Origin of the sequence: Thioalkalivibrio sp. XN279, assembly GCF_011089885.1 — a bacterium.
GTDB lineage: Bacteria > Pseudomonadota > Gammaproteobacteria > Steroidobacterales > XN24 > XN24.
On record NZ_JAANBD010000015.1, the window covers coordinates 160,753 to 185,032 of the forward strand.

Genomic DNA, 24,280 nt, shown 5'->3' on the forward strand with positions numbered 1-24,280 from the left:
CGCCGTCAGTGCGCCTCGTCCCAGTTCAGCCCGGCGGCGGCGTCCACCTTGAGCGGCACGGACAACTCCACCGCATCCCCCATCAGGTGATCGAGCGCCTCGACCAGGGCCTGCACGTCACGCTCGGCCACTTCGAACACCAGCTCGTCGTGCACCTGCATGATCAGGCGGGCGTCGACCTTGCCCGCGGCCAGCCAGTCGGCCACGCGGATCATGGCCAGCTTGATGATGTCTGCCGCCGTGCCCTGCATGGGCGCGTTGATGGCGCTGCGCTCGGCGTACTGGCGGCGCTGGCTGTTGCGCGAGCGGATCTCCGGCAGGTGCAGGCGCCGCCCGAGCACGGTCGTGACGTAGCCGTCCTCGCGCGCCCTCCGGCGCGTCTCGTCCATGTAGCGCTTCACGCCGGGGTAGCGCTCGAAGTAGAGCTGCACGTATTCCTGCGCCGCGGCGCGCTCGATGCCGAGCTGGCGTGCGAGGCCGAAGGCCGACATGCCGTAGATGAGGCCGAAGTTGATGGCCTTCGCCGAGCGGCGCTGCTCGGGCGTGACCTCGTCCAGCGGCGTCTCGAACACCTCCGCGGCGGTGGCGCGGTGAATGTCCTGGTCCTCGCGGAAGGCGGCCTGCAGTCCTTCGTCGCCGGACAGGTGCGCCATGATGCGCAACTCGATCTGCGAGTAGTCGGCGGCCACGAGGCGGTAGCCGTCGGGTGCGATGAAGGCCTGGCGAATGCGCCGGCCCTCGGCAGTGCGCACCGGGATGTTCTGCAGGTTGGGGTCGGAGGAGGACAGGCGCCCGGTGGCCGCCACCGCCTGGTGGTAGGAGGTGTGCACGCGGTGGCCGGCGTCGCACAGCTCCGGCAGCTTGTCGGTGTAGGTCGACTTCAGCTTCGCCAAGCCGCGGTATTCCAGCACCCGCCGCGGCAGCTCGTGTTCCGCGCTGAGCTCCTCCAGCACGTCCTCGGCCGTCGAGGGCTGGCCGCCTGGCGTCTTGCGCAGCGGTGTCAGCCCCAGGCGCTCGAACAGGATTTCCTGCAGCTGCTTGGCCGAGCCGATGTTGAACTTGCCGCCCGCCGCGGCGAACGCCGCGGCCTCGGCCGCCGCCATGCCCTGTTCCAGCTCGCGGCTCTGGCGCTTCAGCAGCGCCGTGTCCAGCAGCACGCCGTGGCGTTCCATGGCGCCGAGGATGGGCACCAGCGGCAGCTCGATGTCCGCGTAGACGGACTGCAGCCCGGGAGTCTCGACCAGCCGCGGCCACAGCTCGCGATGCAGGCGCAGGGTCACGTCCGCGTCCTCGGCGGCGTAGGGCGCCGCCGTCGCCACCGGCACCTGGTCGAAAGTGATCTGCTTGGCGCCCTTGCCGGCCACGTCCTCGTAGCGGATCGTCTCGTAGCCGAGGTACTTCAGCGCCACCGAGTCCATGTCATGGCGCGTCGCCGTCGAGTCCAGCACGTAGGACTCGAGCATGGTGTCGTAGCGGATGCCCTGCAGGGCGACACCATGATTGGCCAGCACGTGCATGTCGTACTTGAGGTGATGGCCGATCTTGCCCCGCGCCGGGTCTTCCAGCAGGGGCTTGAGTTTAGCCAGCGTTGCCTCGAGATCGAGCTGCTGCGGGGCGTCCGGATCGTGATGCGCCAGCGGCACATAAGCGGCGCACCCCGGCTCGACGGCGAAGGACACGCCGACGATGCGGGCCTGCATGTAGTCGAGGCTGTCGGTCTCGGTGTCGAAGGCGAAGTCTTCCGCGGCCGCCAGCCGCGCCAGCCAGTCGTCGAGCTGCGCGGCGGTGAACACGGTCTCGTAGTCGGCGACGATCGTCGCCGGCGTGTCCTCCGCGGCGCCCGCAGCCTGCGGCGCGTCCCCTTCGGGCAGCTTGCGCAGCAGGGTGTTGAACTCCAGTCGCGTGTACAGCTCGCGCAGGCGCGGAACGTCGGGCGCGTCGGGCTTGAGGTCGGCAGGGCCCTGCTCGAGCTCGACGTCGCAGCGGATGGTGGCCAGCTCGCGCGACAGCTCGAGCTGCTCGAGATGCGCGCGCAGGCTCTCGCCGATCTTGCCGCCGACCTCGTCGGCGCGCGCCTTCAGCGTGTCCAGGTCGCCGAACTCCGTGAGCCACTTGGTCGCGGTCTTGGGGCCGCATTTCGGCACGCCGGGGATGTTGTCGGAGCTGTCGCCCACCAGCGCCAGCCAGTCGACGATGCGCTCGGGCGGGACGCCGAACTTCTCTTCCACGCCGGCGCGGTCGAGCACTTTGCCGGTCATGGTGTTGACCAGCGTGACGTCCCCGTTGACCAGCTGCGCCATGTCCTTGTCGCCGGTGGAGACCAGCGTCCGCATGCCGGCCGCGCGCGCCTGCTGCGTCAGCGTGCCGATGACGTCGTCGGCCTCGACGCCGGACACCTGCAGGATGGGCAGGCCCAGCGCCTGGACGATTTCCAGCAGCGGCCCGACCTGTGCCGAGAGCTCGTCGGGCATGGGCGGGCGGTTGGCCTTGTACTCGGCGAAGAGCTCGTCGCGGAAGGTCTTGCCCCTGGCGTCGAACACCACCGCGAAATGTTCCGGCCGGTGTTCTTCGATCAGCTTCAGCAGCATGTTCACCACGCCGAGCACCGCGCCCACGGGCTCGTCGCGGCTGTTGGTCAGGGGCGGCAGGGCGTGGAAGGCGCGGTACAGGTAAGAGGAGCCGTCCACCAGCACCAGCTGCGGCTTGCTCATTCCTCTGCCTCGCCGAAGGTGGTCTCGCCGTGCCACAGTGACGCCACCGTCTCGCGACGCCGCACCAGGCGCGTCTGCGTGCCCGCCACCATCACCTCGCTGGCCCGCGGCCGGGCGTTGTAGTTGGAGCTCATGACGAAACCGTAGGCGCCGCCGTCAGCCACCGCCAGCAGGTCGCCCGGCCGCACCGCGAGGCTGCGGTCGCGGCCGAGGAAGTCGCCGGTCTCGCACACCGGCCCGACCACGTCGATCGGTTCGGCGTCGGGCGCGGCGCCGGCGCGCACCGGGAGGATGTCGTGCCAGGCCTCGTACAGGGCGGGGCGCAGCAGGTCGTTCATGGCCGCGTCGACCAGCGCGAACTTGCGGCCGTGCCCCTGCTTCACGTAGGCCACGCGCGTCAGCAGCAGCCCGGCCGGTCCGGCGATGGCGCGACCGGGTTCGAGCACGATCTCGATACCGAGCCCGCCGAGCGCGTCGAGCACCACCCGGGCGTATTCCGCCGGCGTCGGCGCGACCTGGCCGTGGTGATCGATGCCCAGCCCGCCGCCGGCATCGACATGGCGCAACGGCACGTTGTCGGACTGCAGCGTGCGCACGAAATCCGCGAGCTGGTCCAGCGCCGCGGCCAGCGGCTCCAGGCCCATCATCTGCGAGCCGATGTGGCAGGCGACGCCGTCGAGCCTGAGCCCGGGCAGGGTCATGGCCCGTACCACCAGCGTGCCGGCGTCTTCCAGCGCAATGCCGAACTTGTGCTCGCGCCGGCCGGTGGAGATGTGACGATGGCCGCCCGCTTCCACGTCCGGATTCACGCGGATGGCGATGCGCGCCTCGCACCCGGTCTCTACGGCCAGCTCCGAGAGGCGGGCCAGCTCGGGCTCGGATTCCACGTTGAAGCAGGCGATGTCCTGCGCCAGGGCGTAGCGGATCTCCTCGTCCAGCTTGCAGGCGCCGGAGAACACCACCTTGCGCGGGTCACCGCCGGCGGCGAGCACGCGCGCCAGCTCCCCGCCCGAGACAATGTCGAAGCCCGCGCCGCGGCGCGCCAGCACGTCGAGCACGGCGAGGTTGCCGTTCGCCTTGACCGCGTAGCACACGCGGACCGGCTGCCCGGCGAAGGCCGCGCTGAAGGCGTCGTAGCGCGCTTCCAGGGCGCTGCGGGAATAGACATAGCAAGGCGTCCCGTAGCGCGCCGCGATGTCGTCCAGCGGCACGTCCTCGGCATGCAGCCGTTCTTTGCGGTAGGCGAAGGCCGGGTTCACGGGCGCCCCGTCGCCTGCTCGCCGCCCTCCGGCGGCGCCTGCTTCGGCTTCTCGGCCTGGTCCTCCGCGGCCGGCTCCACTGCCGGCGCCGCGTCCTCGAGGATCGGCTCGCGCTCCTCGACCTCGGGCGCGGGCTGCGGTGCGGGTGGCGGTGCGGGTGCCTCGAGATACAGGTCGCCGTACATGCCGCAGCCGCCCGCCAGCAGCAAGGCCGCCAGCGACGCGACGGCACGCGTGGTGGCGGCCCGGGAGCGCGGATGGTCCATGTTCATCTCTCCTGTCGCGGCACGACGGCCATGGTCAGGCGCGAGATTGCGGTGAGCCTGCCGCTCTCGTCTTCCGTGCGGATCTCCCACACCTGGGTGCTGCGGCCGATGTGGATCGGGCGCGCAGTGGCTTTCACCCTGCCGCTGCGCACCGAGCGCAGGTGATTGGTGTTGATTTCCAGGCCCACCGCGTAATGCGTGGACATGTCGAGACAGCAATTGGCCGCCGAGCTGCCGAGCGTTTCTGCCAGCACCACCGTCGCGCCGCCGTGCAGCAGGCCGAAGGGCTGCGTGGTGCGGTTGTCCACCGGCATGGTGCCGGCAATGTAGTCGTCGCCGACCTCGGTGAAGCGGATGTCGACGTGCTCCACCAGCGTGTCCTTCGACATCGCGTTGAGCGACTCCACCGTCGGCGCCTGGTGCCAGATGCTCACGACTCGTCTTTTCCCGTGGCCTTGTCGCGCAGCTGGCGCAGCGTTTCCCCGACGCGGCGATAGGCTTCCCGGAACGGCAGCCCTTCGTCGGTCACCAGCTTGTACGCGTCCTGCGTGGCATAGAGCTGCTGCTCCATGCGGATGTTCTCCTCGATGAAGTCCACCTCCGGCAGGGCGTGCGCCATGATGCCCAGCGTCGCCTCAGCAAGGTCGATGGCGCGGAACAACGGCGCCTTCAGGAGCTGCAGGTCGCGGTGGTAACCGGAGGTCAGCTTGGCGGGCACCGCGAGGGCCTCGTTGAGGCAGCCCAGCGTGGTCGCCGCGCGCCCGCGCACCAGCTCGAAGACGTCGGGGTTGCGCTTTTGCGGCATGATCGAGGAGCCGGTGGTCATGGAGTTCGGCAGCGCCACGTAGCTGAACTCCTGGCTGCAGAACAGGATCAGGTCCGAGGCGAGGCGGCCGAGGTCCTGCATCAGCAGGTGGATCTCGAACACCAGCTGCGCCTCCGCCTTGCCGCGCGACAGCTGCACTGCCGTCACCGGCTCGTGCACCGACTCGAAGCCCAGCGCCTCGCGCGTGTGCTCGCGGTCCAGCGGCAGGCCGGGTGCGCCGTAGCCGGCCGCCGAGCCGAGCGGGTTGCGATCGGCGCGCCGCGCGGCGCCGAGCAGGCCCGTGGCGTCGTCGCGCAGCTCGGCGGCGAAGCCCTCGGCCCACAACCGCACCGAGCTCGGCATGGCCGGCTGCAGGTGGGTGTAGCCCGGCAGCGGCGTCTCGGCCTCGCGCTCCGCCAGGGCGTCGAGTTCCGCCGCCACGTTGAGTGCGCCGTCGTGCAGTGCGCGGGCGGTATCCTTCAGGTACAGCCGCAGCGCGGCCAGCACCTGGTCGTTGCGCGAGCGCCCCAGGTGCATGCGCGCGGCGGCCTCCGGCGCCTGCAGCGACAGGCGGTGCTCGAGCGCGTTGTGCACGTCCTCTTCCTCGAGACCGATGCGCCACTCGCCGCGGGCGTGCGCCGCAGCGATCTCTTCCAGGCCCTGCGCGATGGCGGCGACGTGCTCCTCCGCCAGCAGCCCGCGCGCGTTGAGCATGCGCGCATGGGCGATGGTGGCGCGCACGTCGTAGGGCACCATGCGGTTGTCGAGCTCGTGGTCCTCGCCGGCGGTATAGGCCAGCACCTGCGTGTCGAGCGGATCGCCCTTGTCCCACATGCGGCTCATCAGTCCTCGTCCTCCGCCGCGGCCTGCTCGGCCGGCGTCAGGGTGCCGGTGTCCTCGACCACCAGCGTGCCGGTGCCCTCGTTGGTGAACACTTCCAGCAGCAGGCTGTCCGGCACCTGGTAAGAGATCACGTGCACGCGCGGCACGCCGCCCTGCACCGCCGAGCGGATGGCGTCGGCCTTCGGCTTCATGCCCGCGTCCAGCCGGCCCTCGGCGCGCATGCGCTCGAGGTCGGCCAGGTCGAGGTAGGAGACCAGCGAGCCGGGGTCGTCGACGTCGTCGAGGATGCCGGGCGCGCCGGTCACCAGGATCAGCTTCTCCGCCTTCAGCGCCACGGCGATGGCCGCGGCGACGGTGTCCGCGTTGATGTTCAGCAGCACGCCGTCCTCGTCGGCCGACAGCGGGCTGATGATGGGCAGGAAGCCGGCGTCGAGCTGGCGCTGCAGCACACCGCTGTCCACGCTGTCGATGTCGCCGACGAAGCCGTAGTCCACGGTGCCGCCTTCGGCCCCTGCCAGCTTCACCGGCGGGCGGCGATGGGCGTGGATCAGCCCGGCGTCGACGCCGCTGATGCCGATGGCGGGCAGGCCGATGTCGCGGCAGATGGCGAGCACGCGGGTGTTGATGATGCCGTTCAGCACCATGGTCGCGATCCGCAGCGAGCCCTCGTCGGTAATGCGCCGCCCTTCGACGAACTGCGCCGGCACGTCGAGCGCATTGGCCAGAGCGGTCGACTGCGGGCCGCCGCCGTGCACCAGCACCACGTGGATGCCGACCTCGTGCAGGATGCCGATCTGCTCGATCAGCTCGCGCGTGCTGTCCTCGTCGCCGAATACCGCGCCGCCGGCCTTCACCACGAAGACCTTGCGCTTGAACATGCGGATGTAGGGGACGGCCGCCTTCAGGGCCGTGACCGCGATGGAACGCTCGCCGCGTGCGTGCATCATGAAGCTCACTCCGTCCGGCCGGCCAGCAGCCGGTGCAGGATCGCCATTTGTACCGTCATCCTGTTGCGCGCCTGCGGCAGCACCCGGCTGCGCGGCCCGTCCAGGACCTCGTCCGCCACCACCACGTTGCGCCGCACCGGCAGGCAGTGCATGAAGACGGCTTCGGGCTTTGCGGGCGCGAACCACGACTCGTCCACCATCCAGTGCTCCAGCCCGGCGCGCTGCGCGCGGTCGTCGGCCGGACGTCCATAATAACGCGTCGACTGCCAGCTCTTGGCATACACCACGTGCGCGCCCTGCATGGCCTCGGCGCGGTCGTCGGTCTCGCGCACCGAGCCACCCGATGCCGCGGCGGCGGCGTGCGCGCGCGCCATGATGGCCTCTGGCAGCTCATACCCCTCGGGCCGCAACACCGTGACATCCATGCCGCGCATCGCCGCCATGTGGACTGCGGCCGAGGGCACCGCCAGCGGCAGCGGGTTGGGATGGTTGGCCCAGGAAAGCACGAAGCGCCCGCCTTCCCGCGGCACGCCGATGTCGTCCATGGTCTTCCAGTCCGCCAGTGCCTGGCAGGGATGGTTCACCGCGGACTCCATGTTCACCAGCGGCGTCGGGCAGTAGCCCGCCATCTCCATGAACTTGCGTTCCTCGATGTCGGCCTGCAGGTCGATGCCGCCGGCGAAGGCGCGGATGCCGAGCACGTCGGCGTAGCTCGCCAGCACCGGCACGGCCTCGCGGATGTGCTCGGCTGCGTCCCCGTCCATGACGATGCCGTCGCGGGTTTCGAGCTTCCAGGTGCCTTGCCCGGGGGTGATGACGAAGGAGCCGCCGCCGAGGCGCGTCATGGCGGCCTGGAAAGAGGCCACGGTGCGCAGCGAGGGGTTGAAGAACAGCATCCCCATCACCTTGCCGCGCAGGGCGGTAGGCTCGGGATGCCGGTCGAGCCGGGTGGCGAGCTCGAGCAGCTCGGCAACTTCACCGGGACTGTGTTCGGCCAGGTCGATAAAGCGTTTCATGGCGCAATCTCCGCTAGTGCGGCCGCCAGCATGGCGACGTGTTCGGTTTCTAGGGTGAGCGGCGGCAGCAGGCGCAGCACGCGCGGGTCGCCGCTGGTGCCGGCGAGGATGCCGTGCTCGAGCAATTCGGCCTGGATTTCCCGCGCCGGCCGGCTGCACACCAGGCCGAGCAGGAAGCCGGCGCCCTGGATGGACTGCACCGGCCCGACCAGGCAGGTCTCGCGCACCTGCTGCGAGACCGTGCGCACGTTGTCCAGCAGGTGCTCGTCCTGGATCACGCTGATCACGGTCTCGATCGCGGCACAGGCCATGGGCCCGCCACCGAAGGTGGTGCCGAGCTCGCCGATCTTCAGGCCGGCGGCGATCTCCGGCGTGGTGATGACGGCGCCGGCCGGGAAGCCGCCGGCCAGGCCCTTGGCGGTGGTGAGAATGTCGGGCGTGATGCCGTAGTAGTCCGCGGCGAAGGGCCGCCCCGTGCGGCCCATGCCGCACTGGACCTCGTCGAAGATCAGCAGCGCGCCCGTGGCGCGCGTGATCTCGCGCGCCACGGCGAGAAACTCCGTCGGCAGGTCCACCGCGCCGGCCACGCCCTGCACCGGCTCGACGATCACCGCTGCGGTGTCTTCGCCCACGGTCTGCTGCAATGCGGCCGGGTTGCGCGGTGAGATGAAGCTGACGTCGAAGGGCTTGTGCGGGAAGCCGTACCACTTCTCGCTGCCCCAGGTGACCGCGGCCGCCGCCGCGGTGCGGCCGTGGAAAGCGCCTTCCACCGCCACCACCCGGGTGCGCCCGGGACTGCGGAAAGCAAGCTTGAGCGCGTTTTCATTGGCCTCGGCGCCGCTGTTGACCAGGAACACGCGGTCCAGCCCCGGCGGCGCGAAACGCGCCAGGGCTTCGCAGGCGCGGGCGCGCAGGGCCAGCGGCAGCAGGTTGCTCTGGAACGTCAGGCGCTTGACCTGGTCCTGCAGTGCCGCCACCAGGCGCGGGTGGCCGTAGCCCAGCGCTGCTACTGCATGGCCGCCGTACATGTCGAGGATACGGCGGCCGTCGGCCAGCTCCAGCCAGGCGCCGTCGCCGCCCACCGGCTCCAGCGCCAGCTGGGCGTACACCGGCAGGGTCCAGGCCAGCTCGTCGGGCTTGGGTGTGCTCATTGCGTTCATGTCCAGGCCGGCCCCGGCAGGCGGAGCCCGGCGTCCTCGGGAAATTCCAGTAAGCGGTTGAGCCACTGCATGGCGCCGCCGGCCGCGCCCTTGACCAGGTTGTCGATGGCCGACATCACCACGAAGGCTTCGCCCGCGACCGCGACCGAGAGCCGCGCGCGGTTGGAGCCGGCGACGTCCTTGATGCGCGGCGGCGTGTCGACGACCTCGACGAAATGCGAGCGGGCATAGGCCTCGGCCAGCGCTGCACGCAAGGTCGCGGTATCGGCCGGTGCGGCGAGGCGGCCGTGAATGGTGGCGTGAATGCCGCGCGCCCACGGCCCGGAATGGGGCACGAAGTGCACCTGGCAGGGCCGCGCCGCCTCGGCGGCGAGTTGCTCGATCTCGGGCCGGTGGCGGTGGGTCAGCGGCTGGTAGGCAAACATGTTGGCGTGACGCACGGGATGGTGCGTGCCCTCGCCGAGCTTGCGGCCGGCGCCGGTGCTGCCGGTCACGGCGGAGACGAAGAACTCGGGCTCGGCCAGGCCGGCGCGCAGCAACGGGACGATGCCAAGCAGCACCGAGGTGACGAAGCAGCCCGGGTGCCCGACGTGCGCCGCCGGCGTGCCGTCGAGATGCTCCGGCAATGCCGAGGCGAATTCCGCCAGCCGTTCCGGGCAGGCGTGCGGATGGCCGTAGACGCGCGCATAGGCCGCGGGATCGCGGAAGCGGAAGTCGGCGGAGGCATCCACCACCGTCAGCGTGACCCCGGACGCGGCGGCGACGTTCAGCAGCGCATCCACGCGCCCGGCCGCAGCCCCGTGCGGCGCGGCGCAGAACAGGGCGCGCACGCGGCCGTCGCGGACGGCCTCCTCGAGCCCGGCCTCGTCACAGAACCTGGCTGCGCCGAAGACCCCGGCGAGATTGGGGAAGGTTGCCGCGACCGGCTTGCCGGCCTGGCTTTCCGAGGAGATCGCCGCCAGCGCCAGCTGCGGATGTCCAGCCAGCAGGCGCAGGAACTCGCCGGCGACGTAGCCGGTGCCGCCGAGCACGGCAACGGGATAAGGCCTGCTCACGAACCGGCCTCCGGCCCGAACAGCACGCCGCGCAGGTGCTCGCCGAGCTCCGCTTCCTGGGTGAGGGCATTGAAGGCGGCCACGCCCATCTGCTCGCGGATGATCTTCACGCCCACCTCGTTGTCCGTGGAACGGCCAGTGACCATGGCCGGCTCGATGTCGAAGCGCTCGCGCAGCAGGTGTACGCCGCCGAAGGCACCGACCGGGTCGTTGGCGCACAGGATCACGGCCGACACCGCCTTGCGCACTTCCGGGTCCTTGAGGATGGCTTCCACGCCGTAGGCGCCGAGGATGCCGTCGCCGAGCTCGAACACGATCACGTCCGGGCGCGTCTCCGCCATGCGGTTGAGCATGGTGCGGGTCAGGCGCGGGCCGTTGGCCGGGCCGGTGGTGACGATGCCGAAGTCGGTGAAGATGGCGGTGGCGCGCGCGCCGGCGTCCTCCATGGCGAGAATGTCACGCCGGAGCGACACGCCGGTGGCCTTGAAGGCGGCGACGCGGTAGCCGTAGTGCGAGAAGCGGCTGATGATGGCGGCGGCTGCCGCGGTCTTGCCGGCGTCCATGCAGGTGCCGGCCAGCGCCACGACGGGAATGCCGCGCATGTCCACGCTCGGGTCCTCCGGCAGCTTGATGCTGCCGACCCGCGCCGGCGTGCCGATACGCTCGCCCAGGTAAGGGAAGTGCAGCACCGTGCCGAGCACGCGGCACTCGAAAGGCTGGCCGCGGTCGCGGTTCACCGAGTCGCAGATACCCATCACGCCGCCGAGATTGAGCAGGTTGATGGTGTCGCCCGGCGCCAGCTTCTTGGGGATGTGGCCGGAGTAGCCGAACAGCGCATGGCGGTGGCCCAGGGCGCCGACCACGATGTCGCCGCGCTTGACCTGGGCCATGCGGCCTGAGGTCAGCTCGATGGTGTTGTATGTGGACTTGTTGGACAGCACCTCGACGGCGATGACCACGCCTTCCTCGCAGGGAATTTCCGGCGAGATCCGCACCTCGCGGCCGAGGCGGCAGCTCTGCGCCACCGAGGCGACCTTGTCGACTACCAGTGGACGCATGGCTCAGCCCCCCGCCCGCGTGTGCAGCATGCCCGCCAGCGCCTTCATGCGCGCCAGTCCCAGCGCGTCGGCGGCGCTCCACTCGCCGGCCGATTCACCGTACTTGCCCTTGGTGGCGGCGAGCAGGGAATGCGGCGAGCTCACGCCCTCGACGAACAGGCAGCCCGGGCGGAACAGCAGCTTCACCTCGCCAGTGACGCGCGCCTGCGAAGAGGACAGCAGGGCCTCGATGTCCCGCGCCGCGGGCTCGAGGTGCTGGCCCTCGTGCACCAGGTCGCCGTAGATGAGGCCGAGTGGCTCCTTCACCTTGAGCTGCGTGCCGGTGAGGGTGAGCTTCTCCAGCTCGCGGTGCGCAACCAGGATGGTCTCCGCGGCGGGCGCTTCGAAGGCCACGCGGCCCTTGGAGCCGAGGATGGTTTCGCCGAGGTGAATGCCGCGGCCGATGCCGTAGGGACCAGCCAGCGCCTCGAGCTTCTCGATCAACGCCACCGCGTCCATGGTCTCGCCGTCCAGCGACGTCGGCACGCCCTGCGTGAAGCCAAGCGTGTGCCGCGCAGGTTCCTGCGGCTGCACGAAGGCGCCCGCGGTCACCACCCAGGCGCTCTCCGGGATGGACGCCAGCGAGTCCAAGGTCTCCTTGCCGCCGATGGTGGTGCCCCACAGGCCGCGGTTGATGGAGTAGGCGCCGCCGCCCGGGGGCACGGGCAGGCCGCGCTCCTCGAGCCAGGCCACCTGTGCCGCCCGCTGCCAGTCATGATCGCGCACCGGCGCCAGCACCTCGAGGCCCGGGCGCAGCGTGCGCAGCGCCACTTCGAAGCGGACCTGGTCGTTGCCGGCCGCGGTGCTGCCGTGGGCCACGGTGTCGCTGCCCAGCGCCACCGCCTGCTCCGCCACCATGCGCGCCTGCAGGCCGCGCTCGGCGCCCACGCACAGCGGGTAGAGCTGGCCCTTGCGCACGTTGCCGAACACCAGGAACTTCAGCACGGTGTCGAAGAAGGCGTGCTTCGCGTCGACCGTGATGTGGCGCTCCGCGCCCAGCGCCAGCGCGCGCTGTTCCAGCGCCGCGGTATCGACGTCTCCGCCGGTGTCGACGGTGACCGTGATGACCGGGCGGTGCAGCGTCTCCTTCAGCCAGGCGACGCAGAAGGACGTGTCGAGGCCGCCGGAGAAAGCGAGCAGGATCGGGCTTCCGCCCATGGGGGAAGAGGCAGTCATGTTTTCTTACCTTGGGAAGATCCGGGTGAGGCGCGCCAGCAGGGTCTGCTGGCCGCGGGCTGAAGCGGTGGCGACGAAGATTGTATCGTCTCCGGAGATCGTGCCCGCCACTTCATTCCAGCCGGCGCGATCGATGGCGACGGCGACACTCTGCGCGGCGCCGATGGAAGTGCGAACCACGGTCAGGTGCGGGCCCGCCGCGGACCAGCCGGTGACGAAGCCGGTCAGGGCGCCGAAATCGGTGGCCGGGCCGCCGATGTTCTGCGGCGCAAGGTAGCGTTCGCCGACCTTGGCGACGCCGAGGTCACGCAGGTCGCGGCTGACGCTCGACTGCGTCGCGGGGAATCCGCGCACGGCGAGCAGCTCCACCAGCTCCGACTGGCGGGTGATGCGTTGCTGGCGCAGGAGGTCAAGGATGACTTCCCGGCGCTCGTTCTGCTGGGTGTTGACGGCAGGCATGGGGGTGAAATCACGTGCGGATAAATATGCGCATGATTAGAAGTTAATGCGCATGCGATGTCAAGCCCGCCGGCGCCGGTTTTGTCGCGCTCGTCGCATTTACGCCGCGGGCGGTAAACTGCCGCCTCCATTCCGACTGATATGCAACGGAGCCCGCCGCCCATGAGCCTGAAGCTGCAAACTGTCGAGCGCGAGACCGGGCCGGAACCGACCACCAGCGTGATCTGGCTGCACGGCCTGGGCGCCGACGGTTACGACTTCGACCCCATCGTGCCCGCGCTGCGCATCGCCGGCGGCCCCGAGACGCGCTACGTGTTTCCGCATGCGCCGATTCGCCCGGTGACCATCAACGGCGGCATGGAAATGCGCGCCTGGTACGACATCATCGCCATCCAGCGCGGCGCGCAGGAGGACACCGGGGGCATCCGCGAGAGCGCCGAGGCGGTGAGCGCGCTGATCGCGCGCGAGGCCGAGCGCGGCATCCCGCCCGAGCGCGTGGTGCTGGCCGGCTTCTCCCAGGGCGGCGCCATCGCATTGCATGCCGGCCTGCGTTACCCGCAGCAGCTCGCCGGCATCATCGGCCTGTCCACCTACCTGCCGCTCAAGGCGGCCGGTGGCGAGTTCCACGCAGCCAACCGCCAGACCCCGCTGTTCATGGCGCACGGCACGATGGACCCGGTCGTCCCGGCCTTCCTTGGCGAGGAGAGCGCCGAGCTGCTCACGCAGGCCGGCTACCCGGTGGAGTACAGGAGCTACGTGATGCCGCACTCGGTGTGCCCGGAGGAGGTCGAGGACATCCGCAACTGGCTGCGCCAGCGCTTCGCCGCGGCCTGACCCCGGCCGCACCGGGACCCTTCGCCTCCAAGACCTGAACGCGGGGCCGGGCCGTGCAAGGCGCCCTTCGTTCGGAAATCTTTATCTCATTCAGTGCGCCTTGCACGTCCCGCCCCCGCTGCCGTGTCGCAGGCGCGAGGCCCTGGTGGGGCACTGGGGCTTCGGCGGCGGCGCCGACGCGTCCGCGCGCCGCTCAGTAAGCTCGCGGTCGGCTACGTGGCTGCCCGAGTTCCGAATCCGGCCGACACCGCGAAGGCCGGCTTCGCCCCCGGAGGCGCCGTGCGCCACCGAAACCCGCCCCCTGCAACCAAGCAGCGGGGCCGGGACGTGGAACGCTCACTGAGCGAGATAAAGATTTCCGAGTGAAGGGAGCGTTCCACGGCGCGGCCCCGCGGTCAGTGCAGGGCGGCGCCGCCGAGATCGAGCGCCGGCACGTCGCCGGCCGGCGTGACGCCGAGCACCCGGCAGTAGAACGCCAGCTCGGCCTCGAGCGCGGCCCTGATGTTCTCGGCGCGGCGGAAACCGTGTCCTTCCTCGGGGAACTCGAGATAGGCGGTCGGAATGCCGCGCTCGCGCAGCGCGGCGTGCATGCTGCGGCTCTGCTCGGGCGGCACGACCTTGTCTTCGCCGCCCTGGAAGAAGATCACCGGGCAGCGGATCCGGTCGGCGTGCTTCAGCGGCGACCGTGCGTCGAGCAGCCGTTGCGTGGCCGGGTCCGAGGGATCACCGATGAGCCAGCGATCGTACTGTGACTCGAACTTGTGCGTGGTGCCGAACAGCGCGCCCACGTCGCCGATGCCGTAGTAGCTGGCGCCGGCGCGAAAGGCGTCGGTGAAGGCCAGGGCGCAGAGCACGCTGTAGCCGCCGGCGCTGCCGCCGCTGATGAAGGCGGCCTCAGGATCCGCGAGGCCCTGTTGCGCCAGGAAGCGCACGCCGGCGACACAGTCCTGCACATCCGCCTCGCCCCAGCGCCCGTAGAGGCTTTCGCGGTACTCGCGGCCGAAGCCGGTGCTGCCGCGGTAGTTCACGTCGAGCACGGCGAAGCCGCGCGTGGTCCAGAACTGGATCTTCGCGTCGAAGGCCGGCGAGGTGGCGCCGGTCGGGCCGCCATGGCATTTCACGATCACCGGCGGCGTGGTGCCGGCGGGCGCGACGTGCAGCGGGTTGCAGGGCGGGTAGTAGAACGCATGCGCCGTGGCGCCGTCGCCGGTGGGGAAGCTCAGCGCGCGCGGGTGCGAGATCCACTCTTCCTTGAGCGGCAGCGGGCCGGTGTCTGCGACCAGGCGCGGCCGCATGTTGGGCGCGTCCAGCAGGTACACGCCCATGGCGCGGTCGGGCCCGCCGGCCAGGACCACCGCCTCGCGGCCGTCGGTGGCGAAATGATCGATGGCTTCGAGCCGCCAGCGTTCGCGGGAGGGCAGCCCGGGGCCGAAGTGCCACAGTTCCCAGCTGCCGTCGCGGCTCATGGCGCCCATCATCCCGCCCGAGATCTCGCCCCAGGTGGACTGGCCGAACACCCATTGCGGCATCCCGCCCTCGGAGTCCATCGTGGTGAAGCGCTCCGTATGACGCCCGTCCCACGCGTAGTGGTTCCACCAGCCGTCGGGATCGGCGACATAGCCGAGGCGTCCGTCGCGCAGCCACTCCGGCTGGAACACGGAGACACGCTCGCCGCCGGCGACTTTGCGCGAGTCCGCCGGTCGCCCGTCGGCATCGAGGCGAGCCATCCACAAGGTGGTGCCGTCCCAGGGCAGGCGCGGATGGTCCCAGGAGAGCCAGGCGAGGCGCTCGCCGTCCGCGTCGAGGCGCAGCGAGGCATAGAAATCGTGGCCCTCGAGGAGGGTGGTGATGGTGCCGTCGTCGCTGATGGCCACCACGCTGGCGCGCGGCTCGCCCGGGGTGCCGTGATCTTCACAGACAGCCAGCAGGCGCCGCCGCCGGGGGTCGCGCCTGAGATCCGCATAGCGGCGCTGGTCGGCGGGCGTGAGTTGCCGTATGTCGCCCCCGGCATCGCGATGCCAGATCGCCTGGTCGGCGTCGTTGACGAACCAGGCCTCGGCCCCGAGCACGCAGTAAGCCCCGCCGCCGTATTCGTGCGCGCGGCTGCGCACGTTGAACGGCGCCGGCGTCAGCTCGCTGCGCCGCCTGTGCAGGTCCTGCATGAGGACGGTGCGGCCGCCCTCGGCGGGACGCTGCTCCAGCCAGCAGACCTGGTCGCCCTTGCGCCAGGGCTGCTGCAGCTTGACCCCGGCCCGGGCGACTTCGGCGGCGGACAGCGGCGATGACCAGCTGCCGCAGGGCGCTTCTCTCGGTTGCATGTCAGGACTCCGGGACAAATTCGAAACTGCGCTCGTCGACGGCTGCGCCGGCGGCATCGAAGCTGCGCTCGGTCAGCTCCATGGCGCTGCCCCGCGTGAGCCGCAGCACAGTGGAGCAGCGCGTGCCGTAGCGCGGGTCGGTGATGAAAGGTGCTGACAACAGGCGCTCCCACTCTGGCGGCAGCCCCGTGTCCGGTAGCTCTGCGTCGGCTGCCGGGACGCGGTCGGCCAGCATGTCCAGCAGGTCGGACGTGTCGGCGCCGGCATCCAGCAGGCCCGCGAAACGCGCGCGTGTGCGAGCAAGTTTCGGCCAGGGCGTGTCCAGCAGGTGGTTCGACAGGCCATACACCCCGGGTGCCAGCACCTCCGGGCCGCGCCCGCGGTTGGACAGGTAGACCAGTTCGTCGGGCGCGCCCAGCAGGAGGTTGAAACCGGCGTAGTCCTCGTGGTGCTGCGCGACGTGGCGCGCCCACTCGCGGGGCCCGGCGTCGCCACGCAGGAAGCCGGTCACGAGTTCGCCGCGCGAGCGCGGGCCGCGTCCCTCGGCCATGGGCTCGCGGTAGTTGGTGACCACGGCGAAGCGGCCGTCGCGGGCCGCGGCCAGCCAGGTGCCGCCGGCGCGCAGGTCGCGGCCGCCGACGATGCGGCCGCCCTCCCACCAGTCTGCGGGCGCGGCCGGGCGGTCGTGGAACTCGTCGCGGTTGCCGGCCAGCACCAGCGGTCGGGCGGCGGCGGTCTGCCAGGCGAACACGAGCAGGCACATGGGCTCAGCGGGTCCCGGTGTTCATGGTTCGGGCCGCGCGATCCATGGGCCGGCCTGCACTTCCCCGGCGAGCGAGCGTCCCGGCGCGGCGTCGAACCAGTGCTCGATCAGCCGCCAGGCAATGGACACCCGCGGCGGCAGCAGCACCTCGCCGGCGGCGATGTCGTCGCGGCTGAGCCAGCGCGCGTCTTCCAGCTCGCTGTCGCGCAAGGTGATGCGCTCCGTGGTGGCATGCGCGACGAAGCCGAGCATCAGCGAGGAAGGGAAGGGCCAGGGCTGGGAGCTGTGGTATTCGATGCCGCTGACGCGCACCCCGGTCTCCTCGGCGACCTCGCGCGCCACGGCGTCCTCGAGGCTCTCGCCGGGCTCGACGAAGCCGGCGATGGTCGAGTAGCGGCCCGGCGGCCAGGCCGGCTGGCGGCCGAGCAGGCAGCGCTCGCCGTCGGCCACCAGCACGATGATGGCGGGGTCGACGCGCGGGAAGTGCTTGGCGCCGCAGCCGCTGCACTTGCGCGCATGGCCGGCCTCGATGCTGTGCGTGGGTGCGCCGCAACGGCTGCAGTGGCGATGATGCTCGTGCCACGCCAGCATGGCCCGGGCATAGGCCAGCAGGGCGGCGTCGTCGGGCTCGAGCTGTTCGCCGATGCTGCGGATGTCCTCGAAGCGTCCGAGCGTCTCCGGCGGCTCTTCGCCGGCGAGGGCAAAGGCGAAGCAGGGCACGCCGGTGCGTTCGCCCAGCAGCACCCAGTCCTGCGGCTCGCCCGCCACGGCTTCGGCGGCGAGGAACAACGGTCGCGGGCTGGCCTCGGCGCTGACCAGCACCTTGCGGCGCCACACCGCGATCCAGTCGCCGCGACCGCGGGCCGCTGCCAGCCACGCCTCGTCGCGTCGCAGGTGGCCGACGCGGTCGAGCGGCGCAGCGGCGAGGAAGTTGCTGCGCGCGGCGCTCATGCCCCCGCGAGGTCCAGCGGGCGCGCCGCCACCACGATGCCGTCGGCATCGGCATAGAGGTGCTCGCCCGGGCGGAAGGTGACGCCGGCGAAGCTCAGTGAGACGTCGCGCTGGCCTTCGCCCCGCTTGTGGGTCTTCAGCGGGATGGTGCCCAGCGCGTGCACGCCGAGCTCCAGCTGGTTGATGGCCGCGGAATCGCGAATGCAGCCGTTGATGACCAGGCCCCGCCACCCGTTCTTGACCGCCAGCTCGCCGAGCATGTCGCCGAGCAGCGCGCGGCGTTTCGAGCCGCCCCCGTCGACCACCAGCACGCGGCCTTCGCCGGGCTCAGACAGGGCTTCGCGGACCTTGGAATTGTCCTCGTAGCACTTCACCGTGGCGATCGGCCCGTCGAAGGCCGTGACCCGGCCGTAGCGCTGGAACATCGATTCCAGCACGTGCAGGTCCTGTTCGTGGGCGTCGCAAAGGTCGGCGGTATGGTGGGGCATGTCGGCTCCGGGACAAGGCGTCGCCCCATATTCTACGCGTCATGGCGGCGCGCGCTTGGGCCGGCCCCGGCGACGTCCCCGCCTGATGATCCGGCAGGCAGGGCAGCGCCGGCTGTCCAGGGCGAGGGCGTCCTGGACGTAGAAGGCGCGGCACTCCGCGCAATCGAGCAGCAGCAGGTCGTGCCGCTCGGTCAGCGCCGCGAGCAGGCTCCAGGCGTGTTCGAAACTGATGTCGCTCCCGGGGCTCACGGCGCGGAATTCCTCGAAGGCGTCGCAGAACCGCTCGCCGAGCTCGAGCTCGTTGTCCAGCGGGACGGGCTGCGTGCTCAGGTCCGGGAGTATCTCCAGCAGGCCCCAGTTGGCGAATACGTGCGCCAGCAGCGAGGCTTCCGCCTGCAGGAGCGGGTTGCGGACGAAGAACTCGATGCTGGACGGCGACCTGCCACGGTGGCGCCGCACCACGCGCCCGGGCGCCCCGGGCGCGGAAAAATACCGGCTCCAGAGCTTGCGGATCTGGTCCTGGCTGAAGCCGGTGCAGCGCGTGATGATGTGCGTCCGGGCTTCGTGGCGTAACAGGCGGACGGCGAGATCACGCCGGGCCTGCTCCCCCTGGTACTTCTGTTCGTGGTCCGTCATGGCGCATCCCCCCTGGTCGAGCGCCCACTTTCGCTCAGCCCTGCCCGCATTGGAATACCATATTTGGGCTTTCCAGACCAGATATGGTATTACTTACGTCAAATCTCGCTGCAGGCGGCCCTTATTCCGGGGTTACGCGCCGACGCAGAGCCCCTAATCTGCCTGTTCAGGGAGGGCAGCAAGATGAGCATCACATTCAGGCGTGACCTGGCGGAGCTGAACGCCGAGTTCATCGGCTTGGCGGCAGAAGGGCTCGAACTCGGGCTGGCGGCGCCCGTGCAGCAACGTATCGCCGCGCTCGATCCACCCGGGCGCCGCGTCCTGGCCGCGGTGCCTTTCGCGCTGTTCGGGCTGGGTTTCGAGGAGGAGGGGGCCTGGACCACGCTGCTCTCGCCGTGCGTGCGCGACCTCGAGCCGGGCTATATCGCGACGAGAGCCCCGGCGGAAAGGTTCGCACTGCTCGCCCTGAGCACCCTGCGGACCTGCGTGCGCATGGCGTCCCGGAGTACTTCTTCCTGGATCGGCCTGCCGCCCGCGACCCGGCGACGCCTTGCAGCACTGGAGATAGGCTTGCTGCCGCCGGTGGCCGCGTGCGCGGCGCCGCGCCTGCGGGCGAGGCGGGTCCTGCACGAAACGACCTGGGCGCGGCTGGTCGACGCGGTGGCCGACGGCGACGAGCGCCAGCTGGTGATCCTCGCGGCGCTGGGGCGGCAGTGGTCCATACGCCGCTCCCTCGGTATCAAGCCTGCGACTGCAGGTGCGCATGCATTCCGCCGTTGACCGCCCGGCGCGCCTCGTTCTGCGAAGTTGTTAAAATGAACGACTTCGCCGGGCACCCGGCCGCGCTTCCCGCGCGGCGCCGCCCGGCCTCCAGGCAGGCGCATGAAGGCCCTCGAACTCGAAAATCTCAGCAAGACCTACCCCAACGGGGTGCAGGCCCTCAAAGGCATCGATCTCGCCGTGGAAGAGGGCGATTTCTTCGCCCTGCTCGGTCCCAACGGCGCCGGCAAGAGCACCACCATCGGCATCGTCACCTCGCTGGTGACCAAGACCGGCGGCACGGCAAAGATCTTCGGTCACGACATCGATCGCGATTTTTCGGCCGCCAAGGCCTGCATCGGGCTGGTGCCGCAGGAGCTCAACCTGAACCAGTTCGAGAAAGTGGAGAGCATCGTCGCGACCCAGGGCGGTTATTACGGCATGGCGCGCGCCGAGGCGCTGGAGCGGGCGGAGAAGTACCTGCGCGAGCTGCAGCTTTGGGATCGTCGCCACGACATCGCGCGCTCGCTGTCCGGCGGCATGAAGCGCCGCCTGATGATCGCCCGCGCGCTGGTGCACGAGCCGAAGCTGCTGATCCTCGACGAGCCCACGGCCGGCGTGGACATCGAGATCCGCCGTTCTATGTGGGGTTTCCTGCGCAAGGTCAACGCCGAGGGCACCACCATCATCCTCACCACGCACTATCTCGAGGAAGCGGAAAACCTGTGTCGCAACGTGGCCATCATCGATCACGGCCGCATCATCGAGAACGATCGCATGAGCCGCGTGCTGCGCAAGCTGCACATGGAGACCTTCCTGCTCACGCTGGACCGGGAGTACGAGGTGGCGCCGACGCTGGACGGCTACGACACCCGCCTGGTCGATCCGCTGACGCTGGAAGTCGACGTGCACAGCCGCCAGGGCATCAACGAGTTGTTCCACGCCTTGTCCGCCGCGGACATCAGGGTGACTTCCATGCGCAACAAGGCCAACCGCCTCGAAGAGCTGTTCATCCGCCTGGTCGACCAGGGCAGCGACGGCCGGGCGGCCTGAGGAGCACGAGCATGGAACTGCGCGCACAGTGGAACGCCTTCTCCACGCTGGTCATCAAGGAATACAACCGCATCGTGCGGATCTGGATCCAGACCATCGTGCCGCCGGCGATCACGATGACGCTGTACTTCATCATCTTCGGCAGCCTCATCGGCAAGCGCATCGGCCAGATGGACGGCTTCGATTACATGCAGTTCATGGCGCCGGGCCTGATCATGCTCTCCGTGATCACCAACTCCTACGGCAACGTGGTGAGCAGCTTCTTCGGCGCCAAGTTCGGCCGCCACATCGAGGAGATGCTGGTCTCGCCCATGCCCAACTACCTGATCCTGTGGGGCCACGTCGCCGGCGGCGTCATTCGTGGCCTGTTCGTCGGCGGCGTCGTCACGGTGGTCGCGCTGTTCTTCACCAAGCTGGAGATGCAGCATCCCTGGATCGTGCTCACCACCGTGGTATTGACCGCCATCGTGTTCTCGCTCGGCGGTTTCATCAACGCCGTGTTCGCGAAGAAGTTCGACGACATCAGCATCGTGCCGACCTTTATCCTTACGCCGCTGACCTACCTGGGCGGCGTGTTCTACTCGATCTCGCTGCTGCCGCCGTTCTGGCAGCACGTGTCACAGGCCAATCCCATCCTCTACATGGTCAATGCCTTCCGCTACGGCGTGCTGGGCAGCTCCGACATCCCCATCGGCACGGCCTACGCCATCATCGGCGTGGCCATCGCGCTCCTGTACGGCGTCTCCATGTACCTGCTGAACCGCGGCATCGGCATCCGCGAATGACATGTGCGGCCGCTACGCCCTCTACACCCCGATAGAAGCCGTCGCCCGGCTGTTCCGGGTGGCAGAGGTCCACGCCCACGACATCGCGCCGCGCTACAACATCGCGCCCACCCAGGAAGTGCCCATCGTGCGGCGCTCACCGTTTCCGGCAGCTGACGCTGCCCAAGCCCGCGCCGCGCCGCCAGTCGAGCTGGCGCTGGCGCGCTGGGGCCTGGTGCCGTTCTGGGCCAAGGACCCGGCCATCGGCAACCGCATGATCAACGCCCGTGGCGAGACCGTGGCCGCCAAGCCGGCCTTCCGCGCCGCCTTCCGCAAGCGCCGCTGCCTGGTGCCCGCGGACGGCTTCTTCGAATGGCAGAAGACCGGCGACGGCAAGCAGCCCTGGTACATCCGCGATGCCGGCGGCGAGCCCATGGCGCTGGCCGGCCTGTGGGAGTTGTGGGACCCGCCCGACGGCGGCGAGCCGCTGGCCAGCTGCGCCATCATCACCACCGGCGCCAACGCGCTCATGCGCCCGCTGCACGAGCGCATGCCCGTGGTCCTCGACGAGGCCGGCCGCGCCGCGTGGCTCGACCCCGAGGCAGATTCCGGGACGCTCGAGGCGCTGCTGGCGCCGGCGCCCGACGGCATCCTCGAGGCCTGGCCGGTGAGCCGGCGCGTGAACAGTCCCTTCAACGAGGATCCCTCGCTCGTCCAGCCGGCCTGACCGCGGGGTCGGTTCCTGCAAGACCTGACCGCGTGGCCGTGACATGCATGGCACCCTTCGCTTGGAATTCTTATGCCGCTCAGGGCGCCATGCATGTCACGCCCCCGCTGCCACTTCAGGGCCTGCACGGACCGGGGCGTGCGGCCAGGAACTCACCAGATCCGGCTCGCCTGGTGTCAGCCCGGCCCGATGTAGCTACGGCCCGCGTGACGACGGTCGGCTGGCGAGTGCCGGCGCAAGGTGCCGAGTCCGGGTGCGCTGTCGGCGCTCGGCCCTTTGGCGTCGCAGCGGGGCCGGGTCCTGTAGGGTCCCCTGAGCGGCATAAGAATTCCAAGCGAAGGGGACCCTACAGGGGCCGGCCCCGCGGTCAGGTGTCGAGGCGTTGCAGGGCGACCACCAGCGTGCCGGGCCCGCCGTGCACGCCCAGCGCGGTGCCGATCTCGGTGACGAAGGCCTGCTCCAGGCCGGGCAGGCGCGCCTGCAGCTCAGCCAGCAGCTCGGCAGCGGCCTCCGGAGCATTGGCGTGGCCGACGGCGAGGCGCTGGCCGACGGGGGGCCCGGCGTGTTTCGCGATCCAGCGCGCGAACCGCGCGATGCGCCTGCGGTGGCCGAGCAGCGCCCCGGCGGTGCCGATGCGCCCGTCCGGGAAGGTGGCGAGGATCGGTTCGAGGCGCAGCAGCCGCGCGATGACGCGCTTGGATGGCGGCACCCGCCCGCCCCGCACGGCGTGCTCCAGGCTGCCGAGCAGCGCCCAGGTTCGGGTGTTGGCGACGATGCCTTCCAGCGCGAGCGTGATCTCTTCGACGCTGTGCCCGGCCGCGGCCAGCTCGGCGGCGCGCAGCGCGACCAGCCCCTGGCCGATGGACGCATTGCGGGAGTCGACCGCCAGCACCGGGGTCCGGGTGGCGGCGCGAGCCGCGGCGGATTGCGCGGCCTGGAAGGTGCCGCTGCCCCAGCCGGTCACATGGATGGAGACGATCCCGGCGTGGTGGCTGGCGAGAATCTGGTACAGGCGCCGGAAGTCGCCCGGGGGCGGCTGCGAGGTTGTGGGGTGCGCGTCGCTTTCCGCCATGAGGCGGTAGAACTCCGAGGTGTCCAGGCTGACCTTGTCGAGGTAACTTTGTGCGCCGAAATGGATGCGCACCGGCACGGTGTGGATGTCCATGGAAGTGAGCAGCTCTTCCGGCAGGTCGGCGGCGCTGTCGGTGACGACGGCGACGATTCCTGCGCCGCTGCGCGCCGCGACCTGCTGGGCCTGCATGTCGTCGGCTTTCTTCGCGCTGACTGCGCCGAAGCGGGCCGCGGCGCGGAACACCTCCTCGGGGTCGTCCGCGTGAATGTGAATGCGTGCCCGTCGCGTGCCGCCGGCGATGACCAGGCTGCTGCCGAGACCGGCAAGGGCGCCGCGCAGGCGGCGCCGGTCCAGGTCGCCCGTGACCAGGCACTCGGTGCACCAGCGGTGACCGCTGTTGTCGCCCGCGTCGAAAAAACTGGCTTCCTGGGCCTGATGCGCTTGTCCCTGTGCGGGCGCCGCATTTTCGCTGTCGGTGCGCAGGGAGCCGTGGCGGACGAAATCCGTGATGCCCTGCAGCAGGTCGACGAAGCCCTGTGCCCCGGCGTCCACCACGCCCGCCTTGCGCAAGGCCTCGAGCTGCTGGGTGGTGGCGGCCAGCGAACGCTGTGCCCGTGCCAGTCCGGCGTCCAGCAGCGCCGCGAAATCCTGGCCGCCGGCGGCGATCTGCTGCCCCAATTCGGCGGCGAAATCGCGCACGACCGTCAATATGGTGCCTTCGCGCGGTTCGCTCAGCGCGTCCTGGGCGTAGCTGGCGCCCAGTTCCACTGCTGCCGCGAAGTGTCGGGTCGTGAGCAGGCGCTGGTCCTGGCTCGCGTCGCAGACGCCGTGGAAGAACTGCGCCAGGATGGCGCCCGAGTTGCCGCGTGCGCCGTCGAGCGCGGCGTCGGCGACGATCTCGAGCAGCTTGCCGGCGTGTCGCTCTTGGTGGCGCAGCAGCGCGGCGCGCACTGAGCCGAGCATCACCGCCAGGTTGGTGCCGGTGTCGCCGTCCGGCACCGGGAACACGTTGATGCGATTGAGATGCTCGGCGTCGGCCGCAACCCGCGCGATGCCGGCCAGCAGCCCGCGCGCCAGCCGTTGACCATCGAGGTACGCAATACCCGCTGTCGCCAAGCCCG

General features: G+C 70.4%; 23 protein-coding genes. 5 read left to right on the plus strand and 18 right to left on the minus strand.

Annotated elements, in window-relative coordinates:
• Nucleotides 1-5: 5 nt before the first annotated feature.
• Genes polA through G8346_RS02380 form a run of 12 tightly spaced genes read right to left on the minus strand, consistent with a single transcriptional unit; the run spans nucleotide 6 to nucleotide 12,794 of the window.
• Nucleotides 6-2,711 carry a DNA polymerase I gene (polA, locus tag G8346_RS02325; RefSeq protein WP_166047811.1) on the minus strand — a complete coding sequence of 902 codons (2,706 nt, stop codon included), beginning with the start codon at nucleotides 2,709-2,711 and terminating at the stop codon, nucleotides 6-8.
• Complete coding sequence (gene lysA, locus G8346_RS02330) at nucleotides 2,708-3,970, minus strand: diaminopimelate decarboxylase (RefSeq protein WP_166047813.1); 1,263 nt, start codon at nucleotides 3,968-3,970, stop codon at nucleotides 2,708-2,710. The genes polA and lysA overlap by 4 nt, the downstream gene beginning before the upstream one ends.
• Nucleotides 3,967-4,236: a hypothetical protein gene (locus G8346_RS02335; RefSeq protein WP_166047814.1), complete on the minus strand. Its 270-nt coding sequence runs from the start codon at nucleotides 4,234-4,236 to the stop codon at nucleotides 3,967-3,969. The genes lysA and G8346_RS02335 overlap by 4 nt, the downstream gene beginning before the upstream one ends.
• A 2-nt stretch (nucleotides 4,237-4,238) precedes the next feature.
• Nucleotides 4,239-4,670 carry a hotdog fold thioesterase gene (locus G8346_RS02340; RefSeq protein WP_370520520.1) on the minus strand — a complete coding sequence of 144 codons (432 nt, stop codon included), beginning with the start codon at nucleotides 4,668-4,670 and terminating at the stop codon, nucleotides 4,239-4,241.
• Nucleotides 4,667-5,884: an argininosuccinate lyase gene (gene argH, locus G8346_RS02345; protein WP_166047816.1), complete on the minus strand. Its 1,218-nt coding sequence runs from the start codon at nucleotides 5,882-5,884 to the stop codon at nucleotides 4,667-4,669. Before argH ends, G8346_RS02340 begins: the two co-directional genes overlap by 4 nt.
• Nucleotides 5,884-6,831: an acetylglutamate kinase gene (gene argB / locus G8346_RS02350; protein ID WP_206202541.1), complete on the minus strand. Its 948-nt coding sequence runs from the start codon at nucleotides 6,829-6,831 to the stop codon at nucleotides 5,884-5,886. The genes argH and argB overlap by 1 nt, the downstream gene beginning before the upstream one ends.
• 5 nt (nucleotides 6,832-6,836) lie before the next feature.
• Nucleotides 6,837-7,847, minus strand: a complete 1,011-nt coding sequence (locus tag G8346_RS02355) for an N-acetylornithine carbamoyltransferase (protein WP_166047818.1) — start codon at nucleotides 7,845-7,847, stop codon at nucleotides 6,837-6,839.
• The gene (locus tag G8346_RS02360) at nucleotides 7,844-8,998 is read right to left on the minus strand and encodes an aspartate aminotransferase family protein (protein WP_166047820.1); all 1,155 of its coding nucleotides are present in this window, start codon (nucleotides 8,996-8,998) and stop codon (nucleotides 7,844-7,846) included. Before G8346_RS02360 ends, G8346_RS02355 begins: the two co-directional genes overlap by 4 nt.
• 5 nt (nucleotides 8,999-9,003) lie before the next feature.
• Nucleotides 9,004-10,062 (minus strand): N-acetyl-gamma-glutamyl-phosphate reductase, encoded by a 1,059-nt coding sequence (gene argC, locus G8346_RS02365; protein ID WP_166047822.1) that lies wholly within the window; start codon nucleotides 10,060-10,062, stop codon nucleotides 9,004-9,006.
• Complete coding sequence (locus G8346_RS02370; RefSeq protein WP_166047824.1) at nucleotides 10,059-11,120, minus strand: molybdopterin-guanine dinucleotide biosynthesis protein B; 1,062 nt, start codon at nucleotides 11,118-11,120, stop codon at nucleotides 10,059-10,061. The genes argC and G8346_RS02370 overlap by 4 nt, the downstream gene beginning before the upstream one ends.
• A gap of 3 nt (nucleotides 11,121-11,123) precedes the next feature.
• Nucleotides 11,124-12,335 (minus strand): argininosuccinate synthase, encoded by a 1,212-nt coding sequence (gene argG, locus G8346_RS02375; protein ID WP_206202542.1) that lies wholly within the window; start codon nucleotides 12,333-12,335, stop codon nucleotides 11,124-11,126.
• A 6-nt stretch (nucleotides 12,336-12,341) separates the two neighbouring features.
• On the minus strand, nucleotides 12,342-12,794 hold the full coding sequence (locus G8346_RS02380; RefSeq protein WP_166047826.1) for an arginine repressor: 453 nt from the start codon (nucleotides 12,792-12,794) through the stop codon (nucleotides 12,342-12,344).
• A 162-nt stretch (nucleotides 12,795-12,956) separates the two neighbouring features.
• Here G8346_RS02380 and G8346_RS02385 point away from each other — a divergent pair, with 162 nt between their 5' ends.
• Nucleotides 12,957-13,628: an alpha/beta hydrolase gene (locus G8346_RS02385; protein WP_206202543.1), complete on the plus strand. Its 672-nt coding sequence runs from the start codon at nucleotides 12,957-12,959 to the stop codon at nucleotides 13,626-13,628.
• A 395-nt stretch (nucleotides 13,629-14,023) separates the two neighbouring features.
• Here the strand turns inward: G8346_RS02385 and G8346_RS02390 are convergent, their stop codons facing one another.
• The 5 genes from G8346_RS02390 to G8346_RS02410 are packed head-to-tail and all read right to left on the minus strand — an operon-like array spanning nucleotide 14,024 to nucleotide 18,784.
• The gene (locus G8346_RS02390; protein ID WP_166047828.1) at nucleotides 14,024-15,946 is read right to left on the minus strand and encodes a S9 family peptidase; all 1,923 of its coding nucleotides are present in this window, start codon (nucleotides 15,944-15,946) and stop codon (nucleotides 14,024-14,026) included.
• 1 nt (nucleotide 15,947) lies between these two features.
• The gene (locus tag G8346_RS02395) at nucleotides 15,948-16,709 is read right to left on the minus strand and encodes an NRDE family protein (protein ID WP_166047830.1); all 762 of its coding nucleotides are present in this window, start codon (nucleotides 16,707-16,709) and stop codon (nucleotides 15,948-15,950) included.
• Between the two features lie 21 nt (nucleotides 16,710-16,730).
• Entirely contained in the window at nucleotides 16,731-17,660 is a 930-nt protein-coding gene (nudC, locus tag G8346_RS02400; protein ID WP_166047832.1) for an NAD(+) diphosphatase, read from the minus strand.
• Complete coding sequence (gene rraA, locus G8346_RS02405; protein WP_166047834.1) at nucleotides 17,657-18,148, minus strand: ribonuclease E activity regulator RraA; 492 nt, start codon at nucleotides 18,146-18,148, stop codon at nucleotides 17,657-17,659. The genes nudC and rraA overlap by 4 nt, the downstream gene beginning before the upstream one ends.
• Before the next feature lie 39 nt (nucleotides 18,149-18,187).
• On the minus strand, nucleotides 18,188-18,784 hold the full coding sequence (locus G8346_RS02410; protein WP_166047836.1) for a hypothetical protein: 597 nt from the start codon (nucleotides 18,782-18,784) through the stop codon (nucleotides 18,188-18,190).
• 183 nt (nucleotides 18,785-18,967) lie between these two features.
• Here G8346_RS02410 and G8346_RS02415 point away from each other — a divergent pair, with 183 nt between their 5' ends.
• From G8346_RS02415 to G8346_RS02430, 4 genes are all read left to right on the plus strand, one after another.
• A complete protein-coding gene (locus G8346_RS02415) occupies nucleotides 18,968-19,564 on the plus strand; it encodes a hypothetical protein (RefSeq protein ID WP_166047838.1) in 597 nt (198 codons plus the stop codon).
• Nucleotides 19,565-19,666: 102 nt separating this feature from the next.
• Nucleotides 19,667-20,596 carry an ABC transporter ATP-binding protein gene (locus G8346_RS02420; RefSeq protein WP_166047840.1) on the plus strand — a complete coding sequence of 310 codons (930 nt, stop codon included), beginning with the start codon at nucleotides 19,667-19,669 and terminating at the stop codon, nucleotides 20,594-20,596.
• An 11-nt stretch (nucleotides 20,597-20,607) separates the two neighbouring features.
• Entirely contained in the window at nucleotides 20,608-21,381 is a 774-nt protein-coding gene (locus G8346_RS02425) for an ABC transporter permease (RefSeq protein WP_166047842.1), read from the plus strand.
• Between the two features lies 1 nt (nucleotide 21,382).
• Entirely contained in the window at nucleotides 21,383-22,087 is a 705-nt protein-coding gene (locus G8346_RS02430) for an SOS response-associated peptidase (RefSeq protein WP_166047844.1), read from the plus strand.
• A 367-nt stretch (nucleotides 22,088-22,454) separates the two neighbouring features.
• Here G8346_RS02430 and G8346_RS02435 read toward each other — a convergent pair whose 3' ends face one another.
• Nucleotides 22,455-24,275, minus strand: a complete 1,821-nt coding sequence (locus G8346_RS02435; protein WP_166047846.1) for a DegV family protein — start codon at nucleotides 24,273-24,275, stop codon at nucleotides 22,455-22,457.
• Nucleotides 24,276-24,280: the final 5 nt, after the last annotated feature.

Bases quoted from the DNA above. Each gene is read 5' to 3' on its own strand.
- G8346_RS02385 (WP_206202543.1), top strand. From the start codon at position 12,957: ATGAGCCTGAAGCTGCAAACTGTCGAGCGCGAGACCGGGCCGGAACCG.
- G8346_RS02420 (WP_166047840.1), top strand. From the start codon at position 19,667: ATGAAGGCCCTCGAACTCGAAAATCTCAGCAAGACCTACCCCAACGGG.
- G8346_RS02395 (WP_166047830.1), bottom strand. From the start codon at position 16,709: ATGTGCCTGCTCGTGTTCGCCTGGCAGACCGCCGCCGCCCGACCGCTG.
- G8346_RS02415 (WP_166047838.1), top strand. From the start codon at position 18,968: ATGAGCATCACATTCAGGCGTGACCTGGCGGAGCTGAACGCCGAGTTC.
- G8346_RS02410 (WP_166047836.1), bottom strand. From the start codon at position 18,784: ATGACGGACCACGAACAGAAGTACCAGGGGGAGCAGGCCCGGCGTGAT.
- polA (WP_166047811.1), bottom strand. From the start codon at position 2,711: ATGAGCAAGCCGCAGCTGGTGCTGGTGGACGGCTCCTCTTACCTGTAC.
- G8346_RS02380 (WP_166047826.1), bottom strand. From the start codon at position 12,794: ATGCCTGCCGTCAACACCCAGCAGAACGAGCGCCGGGAAGTCATCCTT.
- nudC (WP_166047832.1), bottom strand. From the start codon at position 17,660: ATGAGCGCCGCGCGCAGCAACTTCCTCGCCGCTGCGCCGCTCGACCGC.
- rraA (WP_166047834.1), bottom strand. From the start codon at position 18,148: ATGCCCCACCATACCGCCGACCTTTGCGACGCCCACGAACAGGACCTG.
- G8346_RS02430 (WP_166047844.1), top strand. From the start codon at position 21,383: ATGTGCGGCCGCTACGCCCTCTACACCCCGATAGAAGCCGTCGCCCGG.
- argH (WP_166047816.1), bottom strand. From the start codon at position 5,884: ATGAGCCGCATGTGGGACAAGGGCGATCCGCTCGACACGCAGGTGCTG.
- G8346_RS02390 (WP_166047828.1), bottom strand. From the start codon at position 15,946: ATGCAACCGAGAGAAGCGCCCTGCGGCAGCTGGTCATCGCCGCTGTCC.
- G8346_RS02355 (WP_166047818.1), bottom strand. From the start codon at position 7,847: ATGAAACGCTTTATCGACCTGGCCGAACACAGTCCCGGTGAAGTTGCC.
- G8346_RS02370 (WP_166047824.1), bottom strand. From the start codon at position 11,120: ATGCGTCCACTGGTAGTCGACAAGGTCGCCTCGGTGGCGCAGAGCTGC.
- G8346_RS02425 (WP_166047842.1), top strand. From the start codon at position 20,608: ATGGAACTGCGCGCACAGTGGAACGCCTTCTCCACGCTGGTCATCAAG.
- G8346_RS02335 (WP_166047814.1), bottom strand. From the start codon at position 4,236: ATGGACCATCCGCGCTCCCGGGCCGCCACCACGCGTGCCGTCGCGTCG.
- G8346_RS02360 (WP_166047820.1), bottom strand. From the start codon at position 8,998: ATGAGCACACCCAAGCCCGACGAGCTGGCCTGGACCCTGCCGGTGTAC.
- argG (WP_206202542.1), bottom strand. From the start codon at position 12,335: ATGACTGCCTCTTCCCCCATGGGCGGAAGCCCGATCCTGCTCGCTTTC.
- argB (WP_206202541.1), bottom strand. From the start codon at position 6,831: ATGATGCACGCACGCGGCGAGCGTTCCATCGCGGTCACGGCCCTGAAG.